Source organism: Streptomyces sp. NPDC006261 (assembly GCF_040613515.1).
GTDB lineage: Bacteria > Actinomycetota > Actinomycetes > Streptomycetales > Streptomycetaceae > Streptomyces.
In genome coordinates this window covers 1-25514 of the sequence record NZ_JBEXSI010000058.1, presented here as the reverse complement: position 1 = coordinate 25514, position 25514 = coordinate 1, and the positions used below count along the sequence as shown (strand labels likewise).

The window sequence follows — 25514 nt, the reverse complement described above, 5'->3', positions numbered from 1 at the left end:
AGAAGAGCGCCGTGTGGCGCGTACTCTCCCTTGCCGTGGCTGGACCGCATTGAGGCGGTCGAAATTGCGAATCACGGAGTTACGGGCGCGTGCCGAGACTCCGGAAGGTTTCGCATTTCGCATGTCAATTTCCAGTTCTGACCACACCGTCATGCCCGAGAACATCGACAACGCCGAGCTCACCGAGCTCGTCGAGGCCGCTGTGACCGAGGCCCCCGCCGGCGCCACCGCCGCAGCCGAGAAGGCTCCGGTGGCCGAGAAGGCGGCCGAGAAGTCCGTCGCCGACTTCATCACCGAGGACAAGCCGGCCAAGGCTCCCGAGGCTTCCGCCCAGGTCGAGGCCGACGCGGCTCCCGAGGTCACGGCGACGACCGAGGCTGACGCGGCTCCCGAGGCCGAGGCTGACGCCGACGCCGAGCCGACCGTCACCTTCGGTTCGCTGGGCCTGCCCGACGGCATCGTCCGCAAGCTCGCGCAGAACGGTGTGACCGCCCCCTTCCCGATCCAGGCGGCGACCATCCCGGACGCCCTGGCCGGCAAGGACATCCTCGGCCGCGGCCGTACGGGCTCCGGCAAGACGCTCTCCTTCGGTCTGCCGCTGCTGGCCACGCTCTCCGGTGGCAGCACCGAGAAGAAGAAGCCGCGCGGCATCATCCTCACCCCGACCCGCGAGCTCGCGATGCAGGTCGCGGACGCGCTGCAGCCGTACGGCGACGTGCTCGGCCTCAAGATGAAGGTCGTCTGCGGCGGTACGTCGATGAGCAACCAGATCTACGCGCTGGAGCGCGGTGTCGACGTCCTCGTCGCCACCCCGGGCCGTCTGCGCGACATCATCAACCGCGGCGCCTGCTCGCTCGAGAACGTCCAGGTCGCCGTCCTCGACGAGGCCGACCAGATGTCCGACCTGGGCTTCCTGCCCGAGGTCACCGAGCTGCTCGACCAGATCCCCGGTGGCGGTCAGCGGATGCTCTTCTCCGCCACCATGGAGAACGAGATCGGCACGCTGGTCAAGCGCTACCTCTCCAGCCCGGTGACGCACGAGGTCGACAGCGCCCAGGGCAACGTCACGACCATGTCGCACCACGTCCTCGTCGTGAAGCCGAAGGACAAGGCGCCGGTCACGTCCGCCATCGCCGCCCGCAAGGGCCGCACGATCATCTTCGTCCGCACCCAGCTGGGCGCCGACCGCATCGCCGAGCAGCTCATCGAGTCCGGCGTGAAGGCCGACGCGCTGCACGGCGGCATGACCCAGGGCGCCCGTACGCGGGTCCTGGAGGACTTCAAGAAGGGTTACGTCAACGCGCTCGTCGCGACCGACGTGGCCGCCCGAGGCATCCACGTCGACGGCATCGACCTGGTCCTGAACGTGGACCCGGCCGGCGACCACAAGGACTACCTGCACCGCTCGGGCCGTACCGCCCGTGCCGGCAAGTCCGGTGTCGTCGTCTCGCTGGCGCTCCCGCACCAGCGCCGCCAGATCTTCCGCCTGATGGAGGACGCGGGCGTCGATGCCTCGCGCCACATCGTCCAGGGCGCGGGCGTCTTCGAGCCGGAGGTCGCCGAGATCACCGGCGCCCGCTCGCTCACCGAGGTCCAGGCCGACTCCGCGAACAACGCCGCCAAGCAGGCCGAGCGCGAGGCCGCCGACCTGACGAAGCAGCTGGAGCGCATCCAGCGCCGCGCCGTGGAGCTCCGCGAGGAGGCCGACCGCCTGGTCGCCCGTGCCGCGCGTGAGCGGGGCGACGACCCGGAGGCGGCGGTGGCCGAGGTGGCCGCCGAGGCCGAGGCAGCCCTCGTGGCAGCCGTGTCCGTGCCGGAGCAGCCGGCCGCCCGTGACGAGCAGCGCCGCGACGAGCGGGGCAACTACGAGCGCCGTGACAACCGTGGCGGCTACCGCGGCGGCAACGACCGCCGTGACGACCGCCCGTCCGGTGGCTTCCGCTCCGGTGGTGGCGACCGTCGGGACGACCGTGGTGGCCGTCCGTTCGAGCGCAGGGACAACGACCGCCCGTCCTTCAACCGCGACCGCCGCGACGAGCGCCCCTCGGGCGGCTTCCGCTCCGGTGGCAGCAGCGACCGTCGGGACGACCGTGGTGGCCGTCCGTTCGAGCGCAGGGACAACGACCGCCCCGCGTTCAACCGTGACCGCCGCGACGAGCGCCCCTCGGGTGGCTCGGGTGGCTTCCGCTCCGGTGGCAGCGACCGCCCCTCGGGCGGCTTCCGCTCCGGTGGCAGCAGCGACCGTCGGGACGACCGTGGTGGCCGTCCGTTCGAGCGCAGGGACAACGACCGCCCCGCGTTCAACCGTGACCGCCGCGACGAGCGCCCCTCGGGTGGCTTCCGCTCCGGCGGCAGCGACCGCCCGTTCAACCGTGACCGTCGCGACGACCGCCCCGCGGGCGGCTTCCGCTCGGGTGGTACCGACCGCCCGACCGGCCGTCGTGACGACCACCGCGGCGCCAACACCGGCACCAACACCGGCACCTTCGGCCGCCGCGACGACAAGCCGCGCTGGAAGCGCAACGGCTGACCACCGCCCAGCCGCTGACAAGCGGCTGAGCAGGTCCGCCTGACAGACCGGCAGGGCCCGTACGCCACCGAACCGACTCGGTGACGTACGGGCCCTGTTGCTGTTCCCGGTGGCGTGAACCGGCGCGAAACGGACAGGGCGGGGGCGCGACAGGGCCCAAGACCGATACCGGATCGGCTGCCGGGACCGGGCGGGCTATGCTCGGGGGTGATGTTGCAGGGGCCGTTAGCTCAATTGGTCAGAGCAGCGGACTTTTAATCCGTTGGTTGTGGGTTCGAGTCCCACACGGCCTACCGGCAGCAGGGGAAGGGCAGCCTTCCGACCTGTGGCGGAGCGCCCCGACCGGTTTCGACCGGTCGGGGCGCTCCCGTGTTCAGGGCCCTGTGCGTGAGCGATCGCCACCGGTTCACCCGTAGCCGCGCCGTGCCGAGCTCAGGCGGCGGCCGAGATCGCGGCAGAATGCGGGAACGGTGAAACGTGGCAGCGTGGGGGCGATGCCGCTGCAAAGCACGGTTGAGCAGTTCGACTGACAACAGCAGCGCTCACAGAGGTGCGCGGCCACAGCCGAACACCTGCGGGAAGTTCAACCACACGCCGGCGTGCACGCGTACCGCTTCCAAGTCGGAGCCCCGCGCCCCTTCGTCGGCGAGACGCGAAAGAACGGATTCCCGGCGAGGAGCTCGGCGCCGGACAGGCGGCGCAGCGCACGCGGCCCTCGTCGGCGCGGCGGCCGGGTGCAGAGCGGCGTACTCCAGTGGTGCCGACGGGTCGATGGACAGGTCGGCTGCGCCGGGTCGGCGCCCGCCCGCACCAGGAGGTCGCCGACCGCCGCGATCATCGCCCCGCATGCCGAGCCCGGCCTGCGCGAGGGTTTCCCTGACGACGAGGGTGAACGCCTGGAGATGGGCGCGGGCGGCGATCTCCGGTACGACCCCGCCGAAGTACGCGGGCTCGTCCATGCTCGACGCCACGGCGTGCGCGAGCAGACGGCCGCCGGAGACGACCCCCGCTCCCGTCTCGTCTCACGACGACTCGGGCCCGCGTCGCCCGCTACTGCCAGCGCCGGACCGACTGACCTGCGCGGCCCGGGTCGGGGGGCCGGTGGAAAAGTGGTCGGAGCGGCCGCTCCGATGGCGTAGAGTGGTGTTTACCGACGCGGGGTGGAGCAGCTCGGTAGCTCGCTGGGCTCATAACCCAGAGGTCGCAGGTTCAAATCCTGTCCCCGCTACTGAAGATCCGGGCCCGGCACGCACAGCGTGCCGGGCCCGAGTCGTTTCCGGGAGCCGGAGCCCCGCCGAAGACGCTTGACTTTGACGCAGCGTAAAGATCTAGCGTTTCCGGCATGGAGTGGTCCATCCAGGAAATCGCCAGAAAGGCCGGCACCACGAGCCGCACCCTCCGGCACTACGGAGACCTCGGTCTCCTGGTCCCGAGCCGGCTCGGGAGCAACGGCTACCGCTACTACGACCAGGACGCCCTCGTCCGGCTGCAGCGCATCCTGCTGCTGCGGGAGCTCGGGCTCTCGTTGCCCGCGATCAAGGACGTGCTGGAGGGGCAGCGGGACACCGCCGTGGCGTTGCGGGCGCATCTGCGCCTGCTCGAACAGGAACAGGCGCGCATCGGGCGGCAGATCGCCTCGGTGCGGACCACTCTCCACAAGACGCAGGAGGGGATGGAGCTCATGGCCGACGAAGTATTCGACGGTTTCGACCACACCGCTCATGAGCGGGAGGTGACCGAGCGCTGGGGCCGCGAGGCGTACGAGAAGGGCGACCGGTGGTGGCGTTCGCTCGGGGAGGCCGAGAAGAAGGCCTTCCAGGACGAGCACGAAGCCATCGCGCGGGACTGGGGGCTGGCCAGGGAGGCCGGGGCCCGTGCCGACGGTGACGCAGCGCAGGAGATCGCCCGGCGGCACTGCGCGTGGCTGTCCACGACGGCCGAGCCGAGCCGGTCGTACGTCATCGGACTCGGCGAGATGTATGTCGCCGATCCGCGCTTCGGAAAGAACTACGATCGCTACGGGGACGGCACCGCCGCCTTCGTACGGGATGCATTGACGGTCTACGCGGAACGACGGCTCTCCGACTGACCACTCGGAGCGCTGGGTTCCGGGCCGCTTCCCCCTATTTGGCCGATGACGAGTCGCCGCACGGCGCGGCTCCGGGAAGCCTGGACGGGGCGCGGTACCGTCCGCAGCCGTGGCTGGACCGGGCAGGAGTGCACAGGTGGGGATGGCGGAGAAGGGGCGCGGACGCGTGAGGGGGAGCTTCGGCGTCCCGGGGCGCGGGCTGTCCGGCTCCACAGGGGGCGCCATGGGGCGTGGCAAGTCCGGCTCCGCCGGGAAGGGAAAGCCGGTGGTGGCCCGGAGTGCCGGCACCCGGCGGTTCGTCCGGCTGCTGCCGGTGCTGCTCATCGGCGGCGGGCTCCTCTTCGACTGGCTCGCCCCGCCCAACTTCACCGCCGTCCCCCTGTTCGTGGCCGCGCCGCTGATCGCCGCCCCCTTCTTCTCGCTCGCCAGCACGATCCGTACGGGCGTGGCCTCGCTCCTCTCCGTCATCGCGATGCGGCTCTCCGACGGCACGTCCACCCAGGTCGTCCCGGTCATCGAGATGATCACGGTCCTCACCGCCGCGGCCCTGGCCCTCGTCATCAACGGGGTCGTCCGCCGCAGCAACGAGCAGCTGGCCTCGGCCCGGGTCATCGCGGAGACCGCCATGCGGGCCGTGCTGCCCACCCCGGCGGAGCGGATCGGCGGGCTCCAGGTGGCCGCGCGGTACGAGGCGGCGCAGGCGGACGAGTTCGTCGGCGGGGACCTGTTCGCGGTGGCGGACACCCCGTACGGCGTACGCCTGGTCGTCGGCGACGTGCGCGGCAAGGGGCTGGACGCCGTGGAGGCGGTGGCTGTGATCATCGGGGCGTTCCGGGAGGCCGCCGAGCAGGAGCGGTCCCTGGAGGGCGTGGCCCAGCGGCTGGAGCGGGCGCTCGCGCGGGAGGGGACGCGGCGGTACGGGCTGGACGCCATGGAGGGGTTCATCACCGCCGTACTGGCCGAGATCCCGCCGGGTTCGGCCTCGCTGCGGCTGGTCAACCGCGGCCACCCCGAGCCGGTCCTGCTGCACGCGGACGGATCCCTGGAGGTCCTTGCGCCGTCCGTGCCCGCGCTGCCGCTGGGGATGGACCTCGGGGTGTGGCCCGACCGGTCCGACGAGTGGGAGCTCCCAGCCGGTTCGACGCTGCTCGCCTTCACGGACGGACTCTCCGAGGCGCGGGACGCGAAGGGGGCGTTCTACGACCCGGAGGCCCGGCTGCGCGGCCGGATCTTCCCCGGTCCCGAGGAGCTGCTCTCGGCGCTCACCGACGACGTACGGCTGCACACCGGCGGCCGGTCGACGGACGACATGGCGCTGCTCGCCGTCAGCCGGCCGGCGGAGGGGCAGCCGCCGCGGCGGACGACGGTGAAGATTGTCGGCCGGGGCGGTGACACGGTGCGTAATCGATAAGCACCGCTCCGCATAACAGTTGACACACCATCAGAAAAAGAGGTGTGGGTGAGCGGTCGTCAAGTCGGCCGATTCAGACCGCTTGTGTGCGGTAAGTCCCCGTCGAAGCCGTTAATGATCAACAAGAACAGCTTGGAATCGGGCCCGTCTGTCTATTAACGTTCGATAACGCAGCGCGGTCGTCCCAGCCGTCGTCAGAGACGGCGCCGTGCGCGAGCGCCGAATCCCGCAAGGGAACCGGGGAACCACCTACATGGGGTGAATCGGACGCCTGTGTCTCGTGAGAGACGGAGGGGCCCGTAGGAGACCTTCCTGCTCCGAACCCGTCAGCTAACCCGGTAGGCGAGAAGGAAGGAAAGGAGTGCGCCCACGTGGCGTCCAACAAGCCTGCCCCTGAGGCCCCGTCACCCTTCACTGCCGATGGCCTCGGTGGTCCGGAGCGGACGTGGGAGGAGTGGAATCCCACCGCGGAGTCCATCCGTCCCGTGCGCGGCAAGCACCGCGTGGCCAAGCAGCGGGGTCTCGCCCGTAGCTCCACCGTCCTCGGAGTCGGCGTCATAGCGGCCGTCGGTGCGGGTGGCATGGCCACCGCGCAGAGCAAGCCGCCGGTCTCCATCTCTCTTCCCGATTCCATCGCGGACAATCTCCCCGACGCCAAGTCCCTTCCCGGCGTCGGGTCCTTCATGTCCGACGAGGCCGAGGCCGCACCGGTCACCGCCGCTCCGCTCACCTCCGCGGGCATCACGACCGCCGAGGCCGATCAGGGCACCACCGACGCCGGCGAGGCCCTGCGCGCCCGCATCCTCCAGCAGGCCGAGCAGCAGCAGGCCAGCGCCGACGCCGAGGCCAAGGCCGCCGAGGAGAAGGCCGCCGCCGAGAAGGCCGCCGCCGACGCGAAGAAGCAGCAGGACGAGGCCGAGGCCGAGGTCAAGGCCCGGATCGCCGCCGAGAAGAAGGCGGCGGAGGAGGCGGCGGCGAAGAAGGCCGAGGAGGAGCGCCTCGCCAAGCTCCGCGCCAGCTACACCCTGCCCGTCTCCTCGTACACGCTCACCTCGACCTACGGTCAGTCCGGTGCGATGTGGTCCTCCGGCCAGCACACGGGCCTGGACTTCGCGGGGGCGGCCGGTTCGCCGCTCAAGGCCGTGCACGGCGGCACGATCACGGCGGCCGGCTGGTCCGGTTCGTACGGCTACCGCACGGTCCTCCAGCTGGAGGACGGTACGGAGATCTGGTACGCCCACCAGTCCTCGATCGACGTCTCGGTCGGCCAGCAGGTCAGCACCGGCGAAACCATCGGCCGCATGGGCGCCACCGGCAACGTGACCGGCGTCCACCTCCACCTGGAGGTCCGCACCGCCGGCGGCTCGGCGATGGACCCGACGGCGTGGCTGAACAGCAAGGGCCTCTCCGTCTGAGGATCCCGCACCCGCCTCCGCACTGACGAGGGCACGCGCCCCTCGGTCCCCGAAACCCCGGCAGCCCTGACGCTCACCCCCCGACGTCAGGGCTGCCGGTCTGTCCGGCGGTGGGTGCCGTACGGGCCGTGGGGGAGTTGGTACGGGGGCGGGGTGCCGTACCCGGTTGGGTAACCCTGCCCGTGGCCGTGTCCCTCGGCGTACCCGTACCCCTGGCTCTGCCCGTACCCGTACCCATAGGGCATCGGCGGGCGCGGGTGCGGTCGCGGGCCCCTGCCGGTCATGTCGGCCGCGCGGGTGAGAGCCGGGGCCGCGATGGCCCGGCGCTGCCAGAGGTGGTGCAGCAGCTCCCGCTCCCGCTCGGCGAAGTCCGGGCCCACCGCGTCGTGGCGGGCGCGGCGGCGCAGGCCGGCCAGGGTCGTCGCGAACGACTCGTACTCGGCGACCGCGCGGGCGGCCGCCCGGCCCCGGGACCGGTCCTGCTTCCCGTGCCAGTGGCGGGCCAGGTCGCGGGCCACGCCCCGGGTCCGCATCGAGGAGAGTGCCAGGGGTTCGGCCGGGGTCAGCCAGCCGGCCGTGGCGTACGCGGGGAGTTCGGCGGCGAGCGTCCGCAGCTCCCGCCGGCGCCACCAGACCGCCAGCCAGGTCACCAGCGCGAACACCGGGACCATCACCATTCCGTACACCGCGTAGAAGCCGTACGGGCCGAAGGCCGACGAGCCGTTCCACAGGGCGTGCAGGCCCATCGCGAACAGCAGGCCGAGCAGCGGCCACGCGATCCGGCGGACCCGGTGGTGGCGGGCGCTGATGACCGCGAAGCCGAAGCCGAGGCCGGTGAGCACGGTGAACAGCGGATGCGCGAACGGCGACATCACGATCCGTACGAAGAACGTCCCGGCGGTCACCGAGGCGATCCCGGAGCTGCCCAGCTGCTGGTCCTCGTCGAAGGCGTTGCCCAGGTAGAGGATGTTCTCGGTGAAGGCGAAGCCGGTCGCGGTGAAACCCGCTACCACGACGCCGTCGACCACGCCCCGGAACTCCCGCCTCCGGAAGACGAAGATCAGCAGGACCGAGACGGCCTTGGCGCTCTCCTCCACGACCGGGGCGATCACCGTCGCCCCCAGGGTGTCGGCGCTCGCCGGGTCGGCCGTCGCGGTGGCTATCCAGCGCACCGCGAACGAGTTGGCGATGATCGCGACGAGCGCGGCGGCGCACGCGCCCCAGGCGAAGGAGAAGAGCAGGTTCCGCCAGGGGCCCGGTTCGACGCGGTCCAGCCAGCGGAAGGCGGCCAGCAGGAGCGGCACCGGAAGCACCGCCAGGCCGAGGCCCACCAGGAATCCCTCCGGGCCCGTCTGCTGGCGGACGAGGGCCAGGATCACCAGCCAGCACAGCGAGAGCGCCACGATCACCGTCCCGGCGCGGAACACCTTGCTGCGCCACACCATGCCGACGCGGCGCGGCCGGTACTTCCACCGGCCGCGCTCCGGCACGGCGCCCAGCACCTCCTCGAACCGCTGCTCGTGGGGGACCGGGACCGCCGGCTGCCGCTGCTGGTACTGCACGGAACCGTCGGACACCCCTCGACCCTAACGAGGAGCACTGACACCCGGCGACGGTGCATCCGGCCAGGAAGTGGCCGTTCCAGGCGGTGCGTCAGGCGTGCGTCCGCAGCGCGTCGGGCGTGCGTCAGGTGTGCGTCCGCAGCGCGTCGGGCGTGCGTCAGGCAGCGCCTCGGATACGGGCGAACAGCAGGTCGTGCACGACGTGGCCCTTGTCCAGGCCCTGGCCCTCGAAGCGGGTCAGCGGCCGGAACGCCGGGCGCGGCGCGTATCCGCCGTCCGCCGCCGTGTTCTCGAAGCGGGGGTGCGCGGTCAGCACCTCCAGCATCTGCTCCGCGTACGGCTCCCAGTCCGTCGCGCAGTGGATGACCGCGCCGGGCTTCAGCACCGGGGCCACCAGGTCCAGGAACTCGGGCTGGATCAGCCGCCGCTTGTGGTGGCGGGCCTTGGGCCACGGATCGGGGAAGTAGACCCGCAGGCCGTCGAGGGAGGCGGGGGCCAGCATCTCGCGGAGCAGGATCACCGCGTCGCCGTTGGCCACCCGCACGTTGGTGGAGCCCGCCTTGTCCGCGAGGCCCAGCAGGTTGCCCTGGCCGGGGGTGTGGACGTCGACGGCGAGGATGCCGGTGCCCGGGTCGTCGGCCGCCATCTGCGCGGTGGCCTCGCCCATGCCGAAACCGATCTCCAGGACGACGGGCAGGCCGTCGAAGAGCTGGTCGAGGTCCAGGACGCTTCTGCCGTCGATGTCCAGGCCCCACTTCGGCCACAGCCGCTCCAGGGCGTCCTGCTGGCCGGTGGTGACCCGGCTGCGGCGCGGCTGGAAGCTGCGGATCCGGCGCTCGTGGTGTGAGCCGGCCGGGTCGGCGGCGGGGCCGCCGGGGAAGCGGGGCTCCTGGCGCAGCCGGCGCGCGCGCTCGAAGGAGGCGGCCCGCAGCGCGGCGGCTTCGTCGGCCGCCCCGGGTTCGGGGGCCGCGGCGGTGGTGGGGTTCAGAGGCTGCTCAGACACAATGACCCGATTCTACGGCGGGCGGCCTCCACCCCGTCTCCTGAGCCCGGCGCAGCGCCCGTCGCGCCACCTCCCGCCCGATCGGCAGGCACGCCGTCGCGGCGGGGGAGGGGGCGTTGAGCACATGCACGGTGTGCGGGGCCTCGCGGATGAGGAAGTCGTCGACCAGCGTGCCGTCCTTCAGCACCGCCTGGGCCCGGACCCCGGCGGGCGACGGGTGCAGGTCCCCCTCCCGCACCGCGGGCAGCAGCCGTCGCACGGCCTGGGTGAAGGCGGACTTCGAGAGCGAGCGGTGCACCTCGCCCGCCCCGTACCGCCAGTGCCTGCGGGCGATGTGCCAGGTGCCCGGCCAGCTCAGCGTGGACAGCAGTTCGGCGGGGCGCACCACCGGCCAGCCGTACCCCTCGCGGGCCAGGGCGGGGACCGCGTTCGGCCCGACGTGGACGGAGCCGTCGAAGCCGCGGGTCAGGTGGACGCCGAGGAAGGGGAAAGCCGGGTCCGGCACCGGGTAGACCAGGCCGCGCACCAGCTCGGGGCGGGCCAGCTCGTAGTATTCGCCGCGGAACGGCACGATCCGCACCCCCGGGTCATCGCCCGCGAGCCGGGCCACCCGGTCGCAGTGCAGCCCCGCGCAGTTGACCAGGGTGCGGGCGCGGACCACCAGCCCGTCCGCCGTGCGCACCGCCACGCCCCAGGCGCGCCGGTCTATCGCGATGACCTCCGCCCCGTAGCGCACGATGCCGCCGGCGGCGGTGACCTCGGTCGCGAAGCGGGTGGCGACGGCGGTGAAGTCGCAGACGCCGGTCGTGCCGACCCGGATCGCGGCGAGGCCCCGGACCTCGGGCTCGTACTCCGCGATCTGCGCCGGGCCCAGCTCCCGCACGGGCAGTCCGTGCTCGCGGCCGCGCTGGACCAGGCCGTGCAGCCGGGGCAGCTCGGAGCGCTCGGTGGCGACGATCAGCTTGCCGGTGGTGGCGTGGGCGATGGAGTGCTCGGCGCAGAAGTCGGCCAGCTCGGCGGAGCCGCGCAGCGCGTACCGCGCCTTGAGCGAACCGGGGCGGTAGTAGATCCCGCTGTGGACCACTCCGCTGTTGCGTCCGGTCTGGTGGCGGGCGGGGCCGCGCTCCTTCTCCAGGACCGTCACCCGGGTGCCGGGAGCGGAGCGCTGCAGGGCATACGCGGTCGACAGACCGACGATCCCGCCGCCGATCACCAGCACATCGCAGTCGTACGCCGCGTGCGTCATCATCACGCCACCTCCCACCCCGATAGTGCACTGACCCACTGACAACGGGCTCAAACCCGATCCGGGCAGGGCGTGGCGCACAACCGGGGCGCCCGCACCGGACGCCCCGGCTCAGACCGGGGTCACCAGCAGCGGGCGGGCGCGCTCCCGCAGCTCGGCGACGCGCGGCTCGTCCCCGTACGGCTCCAGCCGGTGGAGCAGATCGCGTACGTACTCCGTGGTGCGCGCCGAGGAGATCCGGCCGGCCACCTCGACCGCCCGGGTGCCCGCCGCGCAGGCCGCGTCCAGGTTGCCCGACTCCAGTTCGGCGACCGCGGAGACGACGAGCCGCAGTCCGTGGCTGCGCACGAACTCGTCGGTCGGCCGGGAGAGCGCCTGCTCGGTGAAGCGCCTCACCTGACGGGGCGCCTTGAGGTCCCGGTAACACTCGGCGGCGTCCGCGGCGAACCGGTCGTAGCTGTAGAAGCCGAGCCAGGGCGGGTCGGCGTCGCCCGCCCGGGACCGCTCCAGCCAGCTCTCGGCGCCCTTGAGCGCGGCCCCCGCGGCCGGTGCGTCGCCGGCCTTGGCGTGGGCGCGGGCCTCCACCAGCCGGAAGAAGCTCATGGTGCGGGCGGTCGCCAGCCCCCGGTTGCGCTCCACGGCGGCCTGGGCGAGGTCGACGCCCTCGTCGGCGAAGCCGCGGTAGGTGGCCTGGAGGGACATCGAGGCGAGGACATAGCCGCCGAGCGGTACGTCAGCGGCGGCGCGGGCCAGGCGCAGGGCCTGGATGTAATAGCGCTGGGCGGCCTCCTGCTGGCCGGTGTCGAACGCCATCCAGCCCGCGAGCCGGGTCAGCTCGGCCGACGCGCCGAACAGGGCCCGGCCCACCTCGTCGGTGTACGAGCCGAGGAGCAGGGGTGCCGCGTCCACGCGTAAGCACTCGGGGACCATGGAGGAACGCCAGTCGCCGCCGCCGTACTTGGAGTCCCAGCGCCGGGCGTCCTGGGCCGCCTCGCGCAGCTTCATGACGTCGCTGTGGCCCACCCGCAGCGGCGAGGCGTCCGCGACGGACTCCGGGCCGGGCTGGACGGGCACGGAGCCGCTCGGCGCGCCCCCGGGTGTGTGCGGGATGTGTGCGCCGCGGCCGTCCGGGGCGCCCTGCGGCCCCCGGGGACCGGGCGCGCCGCCGCCGTCCTGGCCGCCGCTCCGGGCGCCGAGGATCGCCGCCCGTGCCGCCGTCGGGTCGCGGGCGACCGACGGATCGGCGGGGGTTATCAGCCAGCGCGACGCGGGGGTCGCATAGGCGCTCACCGCGAACGAACCGGCCAGCGACTGCCAGATCCCGCCGCCGCCCCTGCGCCCGGCCAGATCCAGCCGGTACAGCTCGGTCGCCGACCTGACCGCCTCCCCCACGTCCCGGGGGAAGGCGAGGCCGACCTCCGGCGCGGGGTCCGCGTCGGCGAGACCGATCTCGTGCAGCGGTACCGGCCGGCCGAGCTTGGCCCCGATCGCCGCCGCGATCAGATGGGGTGCCGCACCTTGCGGCACCATCCCCTTGGCGACCCACCGGGCCACCGAGGTCTTGTCGTAGCGAAGTGTCAGACCGCGCTGTGCTCCGAGGTCGTTGACCCGCCGGGCGAGCCCGGCGTTACTGATTCCCGCGAGGGCGAGAACCGTGCCGAGCTTCTCGTTCGGCCCGCGTTGCTCCCTGGACATGCGCCACCCCTCGACACACAGACAGCCGCCGCGTCACCGAGGACGGCGCGCGGCATTCGTACCGATGCTCCCCAGGTTCGAACCCTCGTACTCCGCCTGCACACGCATGTGGCCGAGCCCCGAGGAATATGCCCCCCTGCTGAGAACACCAGTAAACACAGCGTAGTTCTCCCCATCCCTACCGTTAAGGGGCAGACGTCCGTATGGCGGGATTGTTGTCCGTGTGGGCGGCGGGGTCCGCGCTCCGGGGGTGCGCGCGCCGGGGCGGGGCGTGCCCCTGGCGTGTGGCCGTGCGCCCGGCCGTGCGCTCTGGCCCGGCCCGTACGGGAGGGGCTTGGCTGAGTACCGCGTGGGTCGGCTCACTGCACTGGACTCAGTGGGCTGGGGGATACCGCCGCTCCATTCCCCGCGGGCGGCGGACCGGTCCGGGAGGTGAGGCCCACCTCCCGGACTGTGCGTGGAAGGGTCCGCCGCGGGGGCGCGGACGGGTGCGCGCGAGCGGCGGAGCCTGACGAGAATGGCTGAATATCGACTGTCCGGTGACGGTCTGGCCAACGGTCCGGCTATGGCCGGATTTCGACCGCTCTCCCGGGGTGGCGACGTCCGTGTCTGATGCGCCTCCGTGCGGGGTCGGGGGTCTGTGGTGATTCCGCGGTGCCCCCTTAACTCCCGGAATCGGCACTTCCGTTGCCGGTGATGCGGTGAAGACGGCGGCGATGCGGGCTCCCGTCCTTTGCCAGGGGCGCATGCTCATCCGGCGTGCGCTGCCCGTACCCCCTCTCCTGCGGTCCTGTCGTGGCAGCATGTCCCGCAGCGGCGATGCGACTCGGTACGGTGCGCCGCTTGTCCACAGCCTGTGGAGGCGGCGATGCGTTGGTTGGTGGGATGGAGCAGTATCGCCGCGAGCTTCGGCACGGTCGGGGCGGTCGGCAACGGCGGTGAGGGGCGCACGGTCCACCCGGTGGGCTCCCAACTCCTGTGGGGCGACCCGGATCCGCTCTGGGCGGTCGGCGACTGGCGCCCCGACGAGATCCGCGTCATCGGGGTCGCCACGCCCGAAGGCGCCCCCACCGCCCGCCTCGCCGTACTCGGCTGCTGCGGCGCCACCGACGAGCAGCTGCGCGTCGGACTGCTCGCCGCACGCGGCGGGGCGATGCGCCACCTCACCGCCTGGCCGGGCAGCTACACCGCCGTCGTCCAGATCGGCCGCCGCATCACCGTCGCGGGCGACCTCGCCGGCGCCCGGCCCGTCTTCCACACCCCGTGGGCCAACGGAACTGCCTACGCCACCGCCGCGCTGCCCCTGGCCGACCTCATCGAGGCCCAGCTCGACATCGGCCACCTCGCCGCCCTGCTCGCCTGCCCGGAGAGCCCGGAGGCGCTCGGCGACGGCACCCCGTACGCCGGGGTGAAGCGGGTCCCGCCGGGCCATGCGCTCATCCTGCGGGAGGGCTCGCGGGAGATCACCGGGTACGAGGCCGTCGCCTCCCTCGCCGTCGCCGCGCCCCAGGCCGACCCGGTGCACGCGGTGGAGGGCGTACGCGACGCGCTCGTCGAAGCCGTACGCGCCCGGCTCACCGCGCCCCGGCACGCCCCGGAGACCCTGCCGCCTGACCCGGGGCCCGTCCCCGGCATGGGACCCGCCGACCGGCGCGCGGCCCGGGGCGCCCCCGTGGCCGGAATCGGCGCCGACCTCTCCGGAGGCAGCGCCTCCGCCACCCTCGCCCTGCTCGCCGCCGGGCTGCCCGGACTGCCCGGCACCCTCCTCGGCCACGGCACCGGGGCGGGGGAGCGGCTGCTCGCCGTCACCTTCAACGACCTCACCACCCGCGGCCACGAGGACGAGCTGGAGCGCGCCCGCGCCATCGCCGCCAACCCGCGCCTGCACCACGTGGTCGTCGCGGCGGGTGAAGAGGCCCTCCCCTACGCCTCGTTGGAGACCGGCGCACTCACCGACGAGCCGGGCCCCTCCCTCGTCGTCGCCGAACGCCACCGCCGCCGCCTCGCCGCGGGCAGTGCCGACCACCTGGTGGGCCACGGCGCCCGGCAGGTCCTGGACGCCCACCCGGCCCGCCTCGCCGACCTCCTGATGGACCGGCGCAGACGCCACCTCCTGCGCCCCGTCGCCGCCCTCACCAAGGCCGAAGGCCCTTCGGCGCACTCCCTGTTCGTCCCGCTGACGCTCTACCGCGCCGCCCGCCGCCTGGCCCGTACGTCGTACCGCACCGGCCTGGAGACCGCCGCCGGGCTCCTCCCCGACGCCAACCGGTACGCCCCCGACCTCGCCACCCCCGCCGACGCCTCACTGGCCGCCCTCGCCTGGTCGCGCCCGGGCCCGGCGGCCCGCTGGCTGACGGGCGAGGCACTGGCGGAAGTATCGGTTCGCCTCCAGGAGGCGGCGATCCGGCCCACCTCCGTCCAGCGACCCGGCGAGGCCCGGGCCCGCGCCGCACTCGCCCGCAGCGCCGCCGACCACCGGATCCTGGAGCAGGCGGCCGAGATCCGCAGCCAGCGCCTGCACGCCCCGTTCCTCGACAACCAGGTCGTACGGGCCGCCCGCGCGCTGCCCGAGTCGCTCCGCGTCCAGCCGGGCGCCCGGGCCGCGATCCTGCGCCGGGTGCTGGGCGGGGCGGGCATCCACGACCTGCCGCCAGGCTGGGGCGCCCCGTCCCAGGCCACCTCCACCGCCGTCACCCGGACCGGCCTGCGCACCGCGCTGCCCGACCTGATGGCCCTGTTCGACGCGCCGCTCCTGGCCGACGCGGGCCTGGTCGAGGCCCGCGTCGTACGCAAGGCCCTGCGCGCCGCCTCCGAGGGCGAGCCGCTCCCGCTGGACGGCCTGGCGGAGCTGGCCTCCACCGAGCTGTGGCTGCGCCGGCTGGTGACCCGTCGGGGCACCTGCTGGACGGGGACGGCGGCGCCGCGCCAGCGCGCGGTGGCGGGCGGCGTGGCCCCGTCCCGGCGCACGCTGCAGCCGTGACGGGGAACCGGGCCGGCGGCCCCGCCCTGAAGAGGCTCAGGCGCAGCTGATCCGGGACTCCGCCCAGTCGGCCAGGGCCACCCCGCCGAGCGGCCCCTCGGGCTCCACCACGAGCCGGATCGACGACTGGCCGGCGATCTGGACGCTGACCGGGACGGCGGGCGCCCCGCCCGCCATCACGGGGGAGCGCCACAGCCGCGCCCCGTCCCCGTCGTAGACGGAGAAGCGGACCGCGCCGAGCCCCATCGTCAGGTCGTCCACGCCGACCATCGCCTCGTAGCGGGTGCACGGGCGGTTCAGCTGGATGGTGACGGAGGACCGGGCGTGCACGGTCACCCCGTGCGCGTACCGCGTCTCGGCGATGGCCACGTTCGTACGCTGCCAGACCCAGCTGCTCCGCCCCGTGACGACCTCCGGCTCGGTGTGGTCGCCGAGCAGGGAGTACGCGAGCTCGCTGACCTGGTAGACGGCCGGGGCGGGCGGCGGCGGGGGCGGCTTCGGGCTGGGAGTGGGCCGCGGGGACGGCGGAGGGCTGGGCGCGGGCGGTGCGGGGTCCGGCGGCTCGGGGGAGGGCGTGGGCTCGGCGCTCGGCGGCGGGGTAGGGGTCGGCTCGGGATCCGGCGCGGGGGGCTCCGGTTCCGGTTCCGGCTCCGGCTCGGGGGCCGGCTCGGGCGACGCGGGCGGTACGGGGTCGGGGGCGGGCGGGACCGGAGGTTCCGGTGCGGGCGGCTCCGGCGCCGGGACCGCGGGCGCCACCGCGGGGGGCTTCGCGACCGGCTTGGGCGCCGGCTTCGGCTGGTCGTCGCCGACGAGCGCCCACACCAGACCGGCGGCGGCCGCCACGGCGACGGCGGCCGCGATCCCGGCCTTGGCGGGCGCGCCGAGCCCTTCGGAGGCCGCGGCACCCCCGGCAGAGCCCGAGGAGGCCCCCCCGGTGGCGCCCCCGGCAGCGGCACCGGTGGTGCCCGACCCGGTGGCCGCGGCGGCGGCTCCCGCACCGGCGGCGCCGACGGCACCGCCCGCCACGACGCCCGCGGCCTTGAGTGAGTACCCGGCGGCGAACCAGCCGATGACCGCGATGGGCAGCAGCGCCGGGATCCCGGCGTTCACGTGCTCCAGCTCGCCCGCCGCCACCCGGCACTTCGCGCACTCGTCGAGGTGCTTGCGCAGCCCGCGCTCGGCCCGCATCCGCAGCCCGCCCCGGGCGTAGGCGCCGAGCCGGTCGGCGTACTGAGCGCAGTCGCCCCCGGTGGTGAGCGCCTGGCTCACATGGGCCTGGAGATAGGCCTGCTTGAGACCTTCGCGGGCCCGACTCGCCAGTACGGCGGTGGCGTTGGCGGTCAGGCCGAACAGCGGGGCGATCTCGCTGGGCGACTCCTCCTCCACCGTGGTGTGCCAGAGCACCGCCTGCCAGCGCTCCGGCAGGCTCCGGAACGCCTCCATGGCCATCGACCGCTCGGCCTCGTGCATCGCCAGCACATCGGCGCCGAGGTCGAGGGTGCCGCCGTCGGAGAGCTCCGAGGTACGCGAGGCCTGTGCGGCGAACACAGCGAAGTCGTCGACCAGGTGCTCCCGTCTGGCGCTCTTCGTCCAGGCGGCGGCGACATGGCGGACGGCGGTCATCAGGTAGGCCCGGACGGACTCCTGCGGGCCCTTGCCGCCCCGTACGGCCTGGAGGGTGCGCGCGAACACCTCGGCGGTCAGGTCGTCGGCGGTGTGCCCGTCCCGGCAGCAGCTGCGGGCGTACCGGCGGACCGCGCCCGAGTGGCGCCGGAACAGCTCCTCGTAGGCGAGGTCGTCCCCCTCGCGCATGCCCTCGATCAACTGGGCGTCGGACAGCCCGGTGTCGGGGGACCCGCCGCGGCCCTCGCGCTGCGAGGGCACCACGTACGCGCCGGCTCCACCGGAGGCGTCGTCCCCGGCACCGGCCTCGGTGACGGCCGGCCACGGGCCGGGCAGGACGGTGCCGCCATCGGCCTCACCGTCCGAACTCCCCGAACCGTCCGACGGTCCACGCCCCGCCTGGACCGGCACCTGCCCGGAGGACGTCCCGTCGGCCTTCGTGCCCCCGCCCGCCGCAGCGATCTCGTCGAGCGGCTCTTCCTGCTGCTCGTTACCGCTCATCGCGGAAGCCCCCGTATACACCCTCGGACCCGAATACCGGCCAAGACTGCCACATGGCTCAATCGCGATGGCCCGTCAGTCCTGCCAACCACTCATCCGGGGCGTTTTCTCGAATGCGAGTGCTGGAGGCACTCCTTTTCGGGGAATGAATCCTGGCTGTTTCGGTCACCGGAACCCGTTCGCCTGTCCGCCGACGCGAGAGGCTCCCCGACCGCCCGCCCCGACCACCCCACCGCACGGGACGTGAACGGCGGTCGGAGCGCTGCGTGAACGGCGGCCGGGGGCGCTCAGGGCGGCCGGGCGGACTTCGGACGCCGACGTCAGACAGCAGGCCGGGACCGCAGCCCCTCCAGCAGGATGTCCAGCAGCCGGGCCGAAGCCGCCGCCTGGTGGGCGGCGTCCGGCAGGGACGGGGCGGCCGTGGCGATGACCAGCAGCACATCGGCCACCGTCACATCCCCCCGCAGCTCGCCCGACTCCCTCGCCCGGTCCACCAGCCGGCCCACGACCTCCAGCAGCTCGCCCGCGCCCGAGTCCTCACCGAGGCCGTCGAGCTCGTCCCCGCCCCCGGTGCGCCCGCCGACGACGCGGAAGCCGGCCTGGGACACGCCCTGCCGCTGCTGCGGAACGCGGGTCTCGTCCCCCGCGCCACCCTTCACCGGCGCCTCCGGCTCCTCCGTCTCGGCCCGGACCCGCAGCACCTGCGGGGGCAGCAGCCTGCCCGCGCCCGACGCCACCGAGGTCCGCAGGAAGCGGGAAAGCGCCGACCAGGGCTCCTCTTCCTGCCCCAGAGCCGTACGCGCCTGCTCGGTCAGCCGGGAGGTCTCCTCCTCTGCTATCCGCCGCACCAGCACGTCCTTGCTGGGGAACCGCCGGTAGACCGTGCCCACTCCGACCCGGGCGCGGCGTGCCACGTCCTCCATCGGAGCGCCGTACCCCAGCTCACCGAACACCTCGCGCGCGGCCCGCAGCACATGCTCCAGATTGCGCTGCGCGTCGACGCGCAGCGGAGCCGAACGCGTGGAGCCCGCAGGTGAGGTGGGTGCCGGCCCGCTCGCGGCGGGACCGACCGGAGCCGCTCCTGTCGTGGGCGCTCCGATCGCCGCGGCGCTCATCGCCGCCGCGGAGCGCACCGCGTCGGCCGAGCTCATGACACCGAGCGCTCCCACGGAGCCCAGACGCCCGTGATCCTTGGGCGTGTGTGTGCGCGCGGACTGCCCATGCGAATCCTGAATCTGCATAAATTCCCCCGGTTATGACGTCTCCCCCCGGAGACTTCCCCGCCGTGTCAGCCGGTGAGCGAGCACGACGAAATCCGCACCCGACTCCCGACGGGTTACGAACATAGTTGAGCCCGCGTCAATTCAGAAGGGGGTAGTTCCGCATGGTGCGCCCCCCGGTCGGAGCAGGAGCGCGCCGCTCCCCCGTCAGCCCCCGCCCATTCGCCCTCCGCACACCGCCTGACCTGCACCGCTTCCCTATCGCCCCGCCGACAGGCCGGAACCGCCCCGCAGGGCCCTCCGGTCACACAATTTGCCGGGCCTGTGGACAAACCACCGACTCCGTTGCGTCATGGGGTGGTGATGGCTCCAGATTCCCGGGGGACGGCCCCCGGCACCCGGCCCGGTGTGCGCATTCTCGTCGTCGGCGGCGGCTACGTCGGGATGTACACAGCGCTGCGTCTCCAACGGAAGTTGAAGCAGAGACTCAAGAGCGGGGACGCCGAGATCGTGGTCGTCACGCCCGAGCCGTACATGACGTACCAGCCGTTCCTCCCCGAAGCGGCCGCCGGCTCGATCTCGCCGCGCCACGTGGTCGTGCCGCTGCGCCGCGTCCTGAACCACTGCACGATCGTCATCGGCGAGGCCGGACGGATCGACCACGCCAAACGCACGGCCACCGTCACCACCCTGGCCACGGCGGAGGACGGCACCGGCGCCCTGGAGATCGGGTACGACGAGATCGTCATCGCCCCCGGATCCGTCTCGCGCACCCTCCCCGTGCCCGGCCTCGCCGACTTCGGCATCGGGTTCAAGACGGTCGAGGAAGCCATCGGGCTGCGTAATCACGTCATCGAGCAGATGGACATCGCGTCCGCCACCCGCGACCCCGCGATCCGCGACGCCGCCCTCACCTTCGTCTTCGTCGGCGGCGGCTACGCGGGCGTGGAAGCACTCGCCGAGCTGGAGGACATGGCCCGCTACACCTCGCGGTACTACCACAACATCAAGGCCACGGACCTGAGATGGATCCTGGTCGAGGCCTCCGACCGCATCCTCCCCGAGGTCGGTGAGGCCATGGGCCGGTACGCCGTCGGGGAGCTGCGCGGCCGCAGCGTCGACGTACGCCTCGAAACCCGCCTCGACACCTGCGAGGACCGCGTCGCCGTCCTGAGCGACGGCTCCCGCTTCCCCACCCGCACGCTCGTGTGGACCGCGGGCGTCAAACCGGCGCCGTTCCTCGCCGGCACCGACCTGCCCCTCACCGAACGCGGCCGGCTCCGCTGTACCGCCACCCTCGGCGTCGAGGGAACGCCGCACGCCTGGGCCGCGGGCGACGCCGCCGCCGTCCCCGACCTCACCGCCGCCGAGCCGGGCAAGGAGACCGCGCCCAACGCCCAGCACGCCGTCCGCCAGGCGAAGGTGCTCGCCGACAACGTCCTCGCGGCGCTCGACGGCCGCCCGACGAAGGAGTACCGGCACAGATACGCGGGATCCGTCGCCTCCCTGGGCCTGCACAAAGGCGTCGCCCACGTCTACGGTCGCAAGCTCAAGGGTTACCCCGCCTGGCTGATGCACCGTGCGTACCACCTCAGCCGGGTGCCGACGTTCAACCGGAAGGCGCGCGTCCTTGCCGAATGGACCCTGGCCGGACTCTTCAAACGGGAGATCGTCTCCCTCGGCTCGCTCGAACACCCCCGGGCCGAATTCGAACTCGCGGCCGGTGGCGGCTCGGTGGCTCCGCATCGCCCCGGAACCCTGCCACGCCCCGACACCGACGGAAGCCCGGAGGACCCGCCGGGCGGACCGCCGCCCCGGCCCTCCCACTGACCACGGCCTCTGCACCGCCGTCACCGGCCACGCCGACTCCATCACCGGCGTGCGCCGCTCGGATGCCGCCAGGACGCCGTCCAAACAGCGTCCGGACGGCGACTGTCAGTACGGTCGGTCACACTGGACGTGTGACCATAGGTGGGCCCACACCTGCACAGAGTGACCCGGCCGGCAGTGACCGACAGTGACCAGCAGCGACGCACCGAACCGACACACGAGGCCAGAGATTCCGTGAACTTCACGCGTTGGAGCGCCCGCCTTCCCGGAACGCAGCGTCGAGCCGCCGCGCGGGACGACCGCAGTCCCGTCCCGGCGGCCCGGGCGGAGTACGCCCAGGCGCAGGCCGCGGCCACCCTGCCGGACGGCGCGCTTCCGGTACCACCCGACCCCGCCCCTGCCCCGGCTGCCCCCGGGCCCGGCCCGGCTGCCCCCGGGCCCGCCCTGGACGACCTCTCCGCCCGCGAGATCCTCGGCCGCCTCCCCGCCGCCGTCGCCCTGCTGCGCGGCCCGGACCACCGCGTCGCGTACGTCAACGAGGCGTACGAAACCGCGTTCGGCCCCCGCCCCTCCGGCGTGCCCGCCGCCGAGGCCCTGCCCGAGCTCGCCGAGCTGAGCGTGCTGCCGCTGCTGGACCAGGTCCTGCGCAGCGGCACCGCCCGGACGGTCAAGTCCCGCAGAACGGCCGGAGGCGGTTCGTACACCGTGACCTGCACTCCGGTCGCCCCATGGGCCAGCACGGAGGACAAGGGCGAGGAGCAGGAGAGGGAGAAGGAGAACAGGGGCGAGGGTGGCGTCCTCGTCTACGCGGCCGACGTCACCGACCACGCCGAAGCCGCCGAGCGCCTGCGCACCAGCGAGCGCCGCCACCGTGAAACGGCCGTCACCCTCCAGCGCTCCCTGCTCCCGCAGGAGCTGGAGCAGCCCGACGACCTCCGTATCGCCGCCACCTACCAGCCCGGCGGCACCGACGCGGCCGTCGGCGGCGACTGGTACGACGTGATCACCCTCGGCGCCGGCCGCACCGCCCTGGTGATCGGTGACGTCATGGGCCGCGGGGTCCGCGCCGCCGCTGTCATGGGCCAGCTCCGCACCGCGGTCCGCGCCTACGCCCGGCTCGACCTCCCGCCGCACGAGGTGATCCAGCTGCTGGACGGCCTCGCCTCAGAGATCGACGCCAGCCAGATCGCCACCTGCGTCTACGCCGTCCACGACCCGAACGAGGGACAGCTTGTCTACGCCTCCGCGGGCCACCTCCCGATCCTCGTCTGCGACGAGGGCGGCACGGTCCACCGCGCCGCCGACCCCACGGGGCCACCGCTCGGCACCGGCGGCTGGGTCCACACCTCGGGCACGATCGCGCTGCCTCCCGGCTCCACCGCGGTCCTCTACACCGACGGCCTGGTCGAGCGCCGCAGCGAGGACATCGACGAGGGCGTCGCCTCCCTCGCCCGCGCGCTCTCCGGCGCCAAGGGATCACCGCAGGTGGTCTGCGACCGGCTGATCCGCTCGCTGGGGGTGACCGCCGAGCATGACGACGACGTGGCGGTCCTGGTGGTCCAGCACCCCGCCCGTACGGGGACGAACGCGGAGCTGTTCCACAACGCCGCGCTCGACCTCCTCGGCGGCATCGAGGCCACCCCGCGCGCCCGAGCCTTCGCCACCGGGGTCCTGACCTCCTGGCGCTTCCCGGTCGAGCTCCGCGACCTCGGCGTCCTCGCCGCCAGCGAGCTGGTCGCCAACTCGCTCCAGCACGGCACCCCGCCGATGCGCCTGGGCCTGCGCCGCACGGACCGGCGGCTGATCATCGAAGTGACCGACGGCGACGACCACCTGCCGCGTCGCCGCCAGGCCGAACCGGCGGACGAGGCGGGACGCGGCATCGAGATCATCGCGTCGATCGCCACCTCGTGGGGCAGTCGCCGCACTCCGGGCGGCGGCAAGGCGGTCTGGTGCGAGTTCGCCCTGCCCCGCTGACGCGGAACAGGGCTCTGTGACCGGGTGACCCGGACCTGGGGCCGGGCTCAGCGACCGGCAGCGGCGGACGCGGCGGCAGCCGCGGGTGCGGAGACCGACGCAGCCCGGTCGGCCGCCTCCGCACCGCTCTCCCCACCCTCGGGCAGCGACACGGCCACCACCCGCGAGGGGGTGAGGGCCAGCGACGGCTGATCCTGTACGGCGGTGAGCCGGCGCCCCAGCCGCAGCGCGAGCACCGTGATGCCCAGCGAGAAGAGCACGAACGTCACGATGTACGGCCCGTGGAGCGAGGCCCCCATCGGCCCGCCGACAGCGGGTCCGACGGCGAGCGCGAGCTGCTTGCACAGGGCGAACGCCGAGTTGTACTGCCCGACCATCGACTCCGGCGCCAGATCCGCTACCAGCGGGGCGACGGTCGGCGACAGCATCGCCTCGCCCAGCCCGAACAGCGCATACGTCGAGATGAACGCGGCCGTCGCCATGGCCTGGCTGCCGTGCCCGAGCCCCGCGTACCCGGCGACGATCCAGGCGAAGGCCCAGATGAGCCCGACGGCCGCGATGACCCGGCTGCGCCGCCGCCGCTCGACGAGCCGCAGCACGACGAACTGGGCGATGACGATGACCGCGGTGTTGGCGGCCAGCGCGAAGCCCAGCGTCGAGGGCTGGATGCCGGCGGCCTCGGTGCCGTACGCGGCGAGCCCGGACTCGAACTGTCCGTAGCAGGCGAAGAAGAGCACGAACCCGAGCACGCACAGCTGGACCATGGCCCGGTTCGAGAGCAGCGCCCGCATCCCGCCCTTGGCTGAGCCGTCGGTCGGTCGAGCTCCGCCGATGGAAGCCGTACGGGGTATCCGCACGGTCACCGTGACGACACCGAGGACCACGAACATCACGGCTTCGATCAGGAACAGCATGGTGAAGCTCGCGGGCCGGCTCACGTCCACGAGCTGACCACCCACCAGCCCACCGAGCCCGAGGCCCAGGTTCTGGAGGAAGAACTGCATGGCGAAGGCGCGCGTACGGGTGGCGGTGCTGGAGCACCAGACGAGCATGGTGGCCAGCGCGGGCTGCATGACGGCGGTACCCGCACCGAGGATCGCGGCCGACAGCACGGCGGCCGGCACGCTGCTCGCGTACCCCAGGGCCGCGGCGCCCGCGGCGGCGAGTCCGGCGGCCACCACCAGCACGGGCAGCGGGCCCCGCCGGTCGATGGCCCGCCCGGTGAACGGCAGAATGGCCAGCGCTGCCATCGCGAAGGCCGCCAGCACGACTCCCGCCGTACCGGCGCCCAGATCCCGCACCTGCGCCACGTAGACGTACAGATACGGAACGGTGAATCCGAGCCCGAACGCGCTCAGCGCGCTGCCCAGCTGGATCTGCCGCAGCGCTGCGCCCATCTCCCTGGTCACACTCACCTACCTCAAGGTCTAGAAGGTTTCAGAAGGTCCTTGAGCTCCCGAGGTGGATCTCGGATGAACTCAGACTCGAAGACTTTAACACTAAAGTTAGAAGGTGAAAACTACAGCCTGAAGGACTTCAAGGGTGGTGAGGGCGTGCCATACTGCCCGCCATGTCTGAGAGCACCGAGGAGCCCGGCCCTCACGAGCCGAGCCTCGACGAACAGATCGCCGCCTACCAGCGCGAGTTCCGCGACCTCGACCCCCAGGTCGAACAGGTCGTCTCCGCGCTGGGCCGCCTGAACCGCCGGATGAACGTCGCGTACGGGAGACAGGTCGCCGCCCTCGGCATCAGCAACGCCGAGTGGGAGGTCCTGAAGACCCTCGTCCTGTCGGGCGCCCCCTACCGCCTGGGCCCCGGTGAACTGGCGAAGCGCCTCGGCCTCACCCCGGCCGCCATGACCCACCGCGTCGACCGGATGGCCGGCGAGGGCCTGGTCACCCGGGACCGCGACGAGAACAACCGGGTCCGCGTCATCGTCGAGCTGACCGACGAGGGCCGTACGAAGTGGCTGGAGGCGATGCGCATGGCCACCGATTTCGAGGAGGACATCCTCCAGGACCTCTCCGGTGACGAACGCGGGGTCCTCGGCGAAATGCTGGTCCGCCTCCTGCGCCGTGTGGAGCACGCCCAGCCGGACGCCGGCGGCCGCCTCACCGGCCTGGACTGACGGCGGTGGGGCGGGGTTGACACGCCCCAGCCCGATCCGTAGAGTTCTTCGAGTTGTCACGGGGCCGGAACGGTTCTGCGGCAACCATCCCGCCGCATACGCGGCAACCAAACTTCAGCACGATCTCCCAGCCGGGAGAATTTCGGCATGCCGGAATTAATTTCGAAGGCTCGATTATGAGCCGCCGAGAAAATCCGCTAGAGTTTGAACGTCGGAACGGCCCAACAGCCGGGAAGACAAGCCCCGCTGACTGGGAATCAGGCCCGAAAGGATCTGATAGAGTCGGACTCGCCGGAAAGGGAAA

15 protein-coding genes, 2 tRNA genes, 1 pseudogene and 1 riboswitch are annotated in these 25514 nt (G+C 73.1%); of the genes and pseudogenes, 10 read left to right on the top strand and 8 right to left on the bottom strand.

Going from position 1 to position 25514, the window contains the following annotated elements; genetic code table 11:
- The first annotated feature begins 151 nt into the window (after positions 1-151).
- Positions 152-2530 (top strand): DEAD/DEAH box helicase, encoded by a 2379-nt coding sequence (locus ABZ154_RS28830; protein WP_356837305.1) that lies wholly within the window; start codon positions 152-154, stop codon positions 2528-2530.
- 219 nt (positions 2531-2749) lie between these two features.
- A tRNA-Lys gene (locus ABZ154_RS28825) sits at positions 2750-2823 on the top strand.
- A 549-nt stretch (positions 2824-3372) separates the two neighbouring features.
- Here the strand turns inward: ABZ154_RS28825 and ABZ154_RS28820 are convergent.
- Positions 3373-3570, bottom strand: a pseudogene (locus tag ABZ154_RS28820) (tRNA (adenosine(37)-N6)-threonylcarbamoyltransferase complex transferase subunit TsaD); the annotation flags it as partial.
- A gap of 114 nt (positions 3571-3684) precedes the next feature.
- Between ABZ154_RS28820 and ABZ154_RS28815 the strand changes: the two are divergent.
- The 4 genes from ABZ154_RS28815 (at position 3685) to ABZ154_RS28800 (ending at position 7445) form a co-directional block, all read left to right on the top strand.
- Positions 3685-3758, top strand: a tRNA-Met gene (locus ABZ154_RS28815).
- Between the two features lie 114 nt (positions 3759-3872).
- Positions 3873-4619: a MerR family transcriptional regulator gene (locus ABZ154_RS28810; RefSeq protein ID WP_356837304.1), complete on the top strand. Its 747-nt coding sequence runs from the start codon at positions 3873-3875 to the stop codon at positions 4617-4619.
- 223 nt (positions 4620-4842) lie between these two features.
- A complete protein-coding gene (locus tag ABZ154_RS28805) occupies positions 4843-6030 on the top strand; it encodes a PP2C family protein-serine/threonine phosphatase (protein ID WP_356837303.1) in 1188 nt (395 codons plus the stop codon).
- Between the two features lie 207 nt (positions 6031-6237).
- Positions 6238-6390: riboswitch (cyclic di-AMP (ydaO/yuaA leader) on the top strand.
- An 11-nt stretch (positions 6391-6401) separates the two neighbouring features.
- Complete coding sequence (locus tag ABZ154_RS28800; protein WP_356837302.1) at positions 6402-7445, top strand: M23 family metallopeptidase; 1044 nt, start codon at positions 6402-6404, stop codon at positions 7443-7445.
- A gap of 86 nt (positions 7446-7531) precedes the next feature.
- On the opposite strand, the gene ABZ154_RS28795 is transcribed toward ABZ154_RS28800, so the two are convergent.
- From ABZ154_RS28795 to ABZ154_RS28780, 4 genes are all read right to left on the bottom strand, one after another.
- The gene (locus tag ABZ154_RS28795) at positions 7532-9022 is read right to left on the bottom strand and encodes a PrsW family glutamic-type intramembrane protease (RefSeq protein WP_356837301.1); all 1491 of its coding nucleotides are present in this window, start codon (positions 9020-9022) and stop codon (positions 7532-7534) included.
- 142 nt (positions 9023-9164) lie between these two features.
- Positions 9165-10010: a tRNA (guanosine(46)-N7)-methyltransferase TrmB gene (gene trmB / locus ABZ154_RS28790; protein WP_356837300.1), complete on the bottom strand. Its 846-nt coding sequence runs from the start codon at positions 10008-10010 to the stop codon at positions 9165-9167.
- Positions 10003-11259 (bottom strand): L-2-hydroxyglutarate oxidase, encoded by a 1257-nt coding sequence (lhgO, locus tag ABZ154_RS28785; protein WP_356837299.1) that lies wholly within the window; start codon positions 11257-11259, stop codon positions 10003-10005. Before lhgO ends, trmB begins: the two co-directional genes overlap by 8 nt.
- A gap of 108 nt (positions 11260-11367) precedes the next feature.
- Complete coding sequence (locus ABZ154_RS28780; RefSeq protein WP_356837298.1) at positions 11368-12951, bottom strand: sporulation protein; 1584 nt, start codon at positions 12949-12951, stop codon at positions 11368-11370.
- 868 nt (positions 12952-13819) lie between these two features.
- Here ABZ154_RS28780 and ABZ154_RS28775 point away from each other — a divergent pair.
- Positions 13820-15931 (top strand): asparagine synthase-related protein, encoded by a 2112-nt coding sequence (locus tag ABZ154_RS28775; RefSeq protein ID WP_356837297.1) that lies wholly within the window; start codon positions 13820-13822, stop codon positions 15929-15931.
- Between the two features lie 36 nt (positions 15932-15967).
- Here ABZ154_RS28775 and ABZ154_RS28770 read toward each other — a convergent pair whose 3' ends face one another.
- Together ABZ154_RS28770 and ABZ154_RS28765 are read right to left on the bottom strand one after the other, a co-directional pair.
- On the bottom strand, positions 15968-18055 hold the full coding sequence (locus ABZ154_RS28770; RefSeq protein WP_356837296.1) for a sigma-70 family RNA polymerase sigma factor: 2088 nt from the start codon (positions 18053-18055) through the stop codon (positions 15968-15970).
- A 320-nt stretch (positions 18056-18375) separates the two neighbouring features.
- Complete coding sequence (locus ABZ154_RS28765) at positions 18376-19206, bottom strand: helix-turn-helix domain-containing protein (protein ID WP_356837295.1); 831 nt, start codon at positions 19204-19206, stop codon at positions 18376-18378.
- 432 nt (positions 19207-19638) lie between these two features.
- Between ABZ154_RS28765 and ABZ154_RS28760 the strand changes: the two genes are divergently transcribed.
- Positions 19639-21105, top strand: coding sequence for an NAD(P)/FAD-dependent oxidoreductase (locus ABZ154_RS28760; protein WP_356837294.1), 1467 nt, complete (start codon positions 19639-19641; stop codon positions 21103-21105).
- Positions 21106-21339: 234 nt separating this feature from the next.
- Positions 21340-23082: a SpoIIE family protein phosphatase gene (locus ABZ154_RS28755; protein WP_356837293.1), complete on the top strand. Its 1743-nt coding sequence runs from the start codon at positions 21340-21342 to the stop codon at positions 23080-23082.
- Positions 23083-23129: 47 nt separating this feature from the next.
- Here ABZ154_RS28755 and ABZ154_RS28750 read toward each other — a convergent pair whose 3' ends face one another.
- On the bottom strand, positions 23130-24479 hold the full coding sequence (locus ABZ154_RS28750) for an MFS transporter (protein WP_356837316.1): 1350 nt from the start codon (positions 24477-24479) through the stop codon (positions 23130-23132).
- Between the two features lie 173 nt (positions 24480-24652).
- On the opposite strand from ABZ154_RS28750, the gene ABZ154_RS28745 reads away from it, so the two are divergent.
- Entirely contained in the window at positions 24653-25210 is a 558-nt protein-coding gene (locus ABZ154_RS28745; RefSeq protein WP_356837292.1) for a MarR family transcriptional regulator, read from the top strand.
- Positions 25211-25514 lie beyond the last annotated feature (304 nt).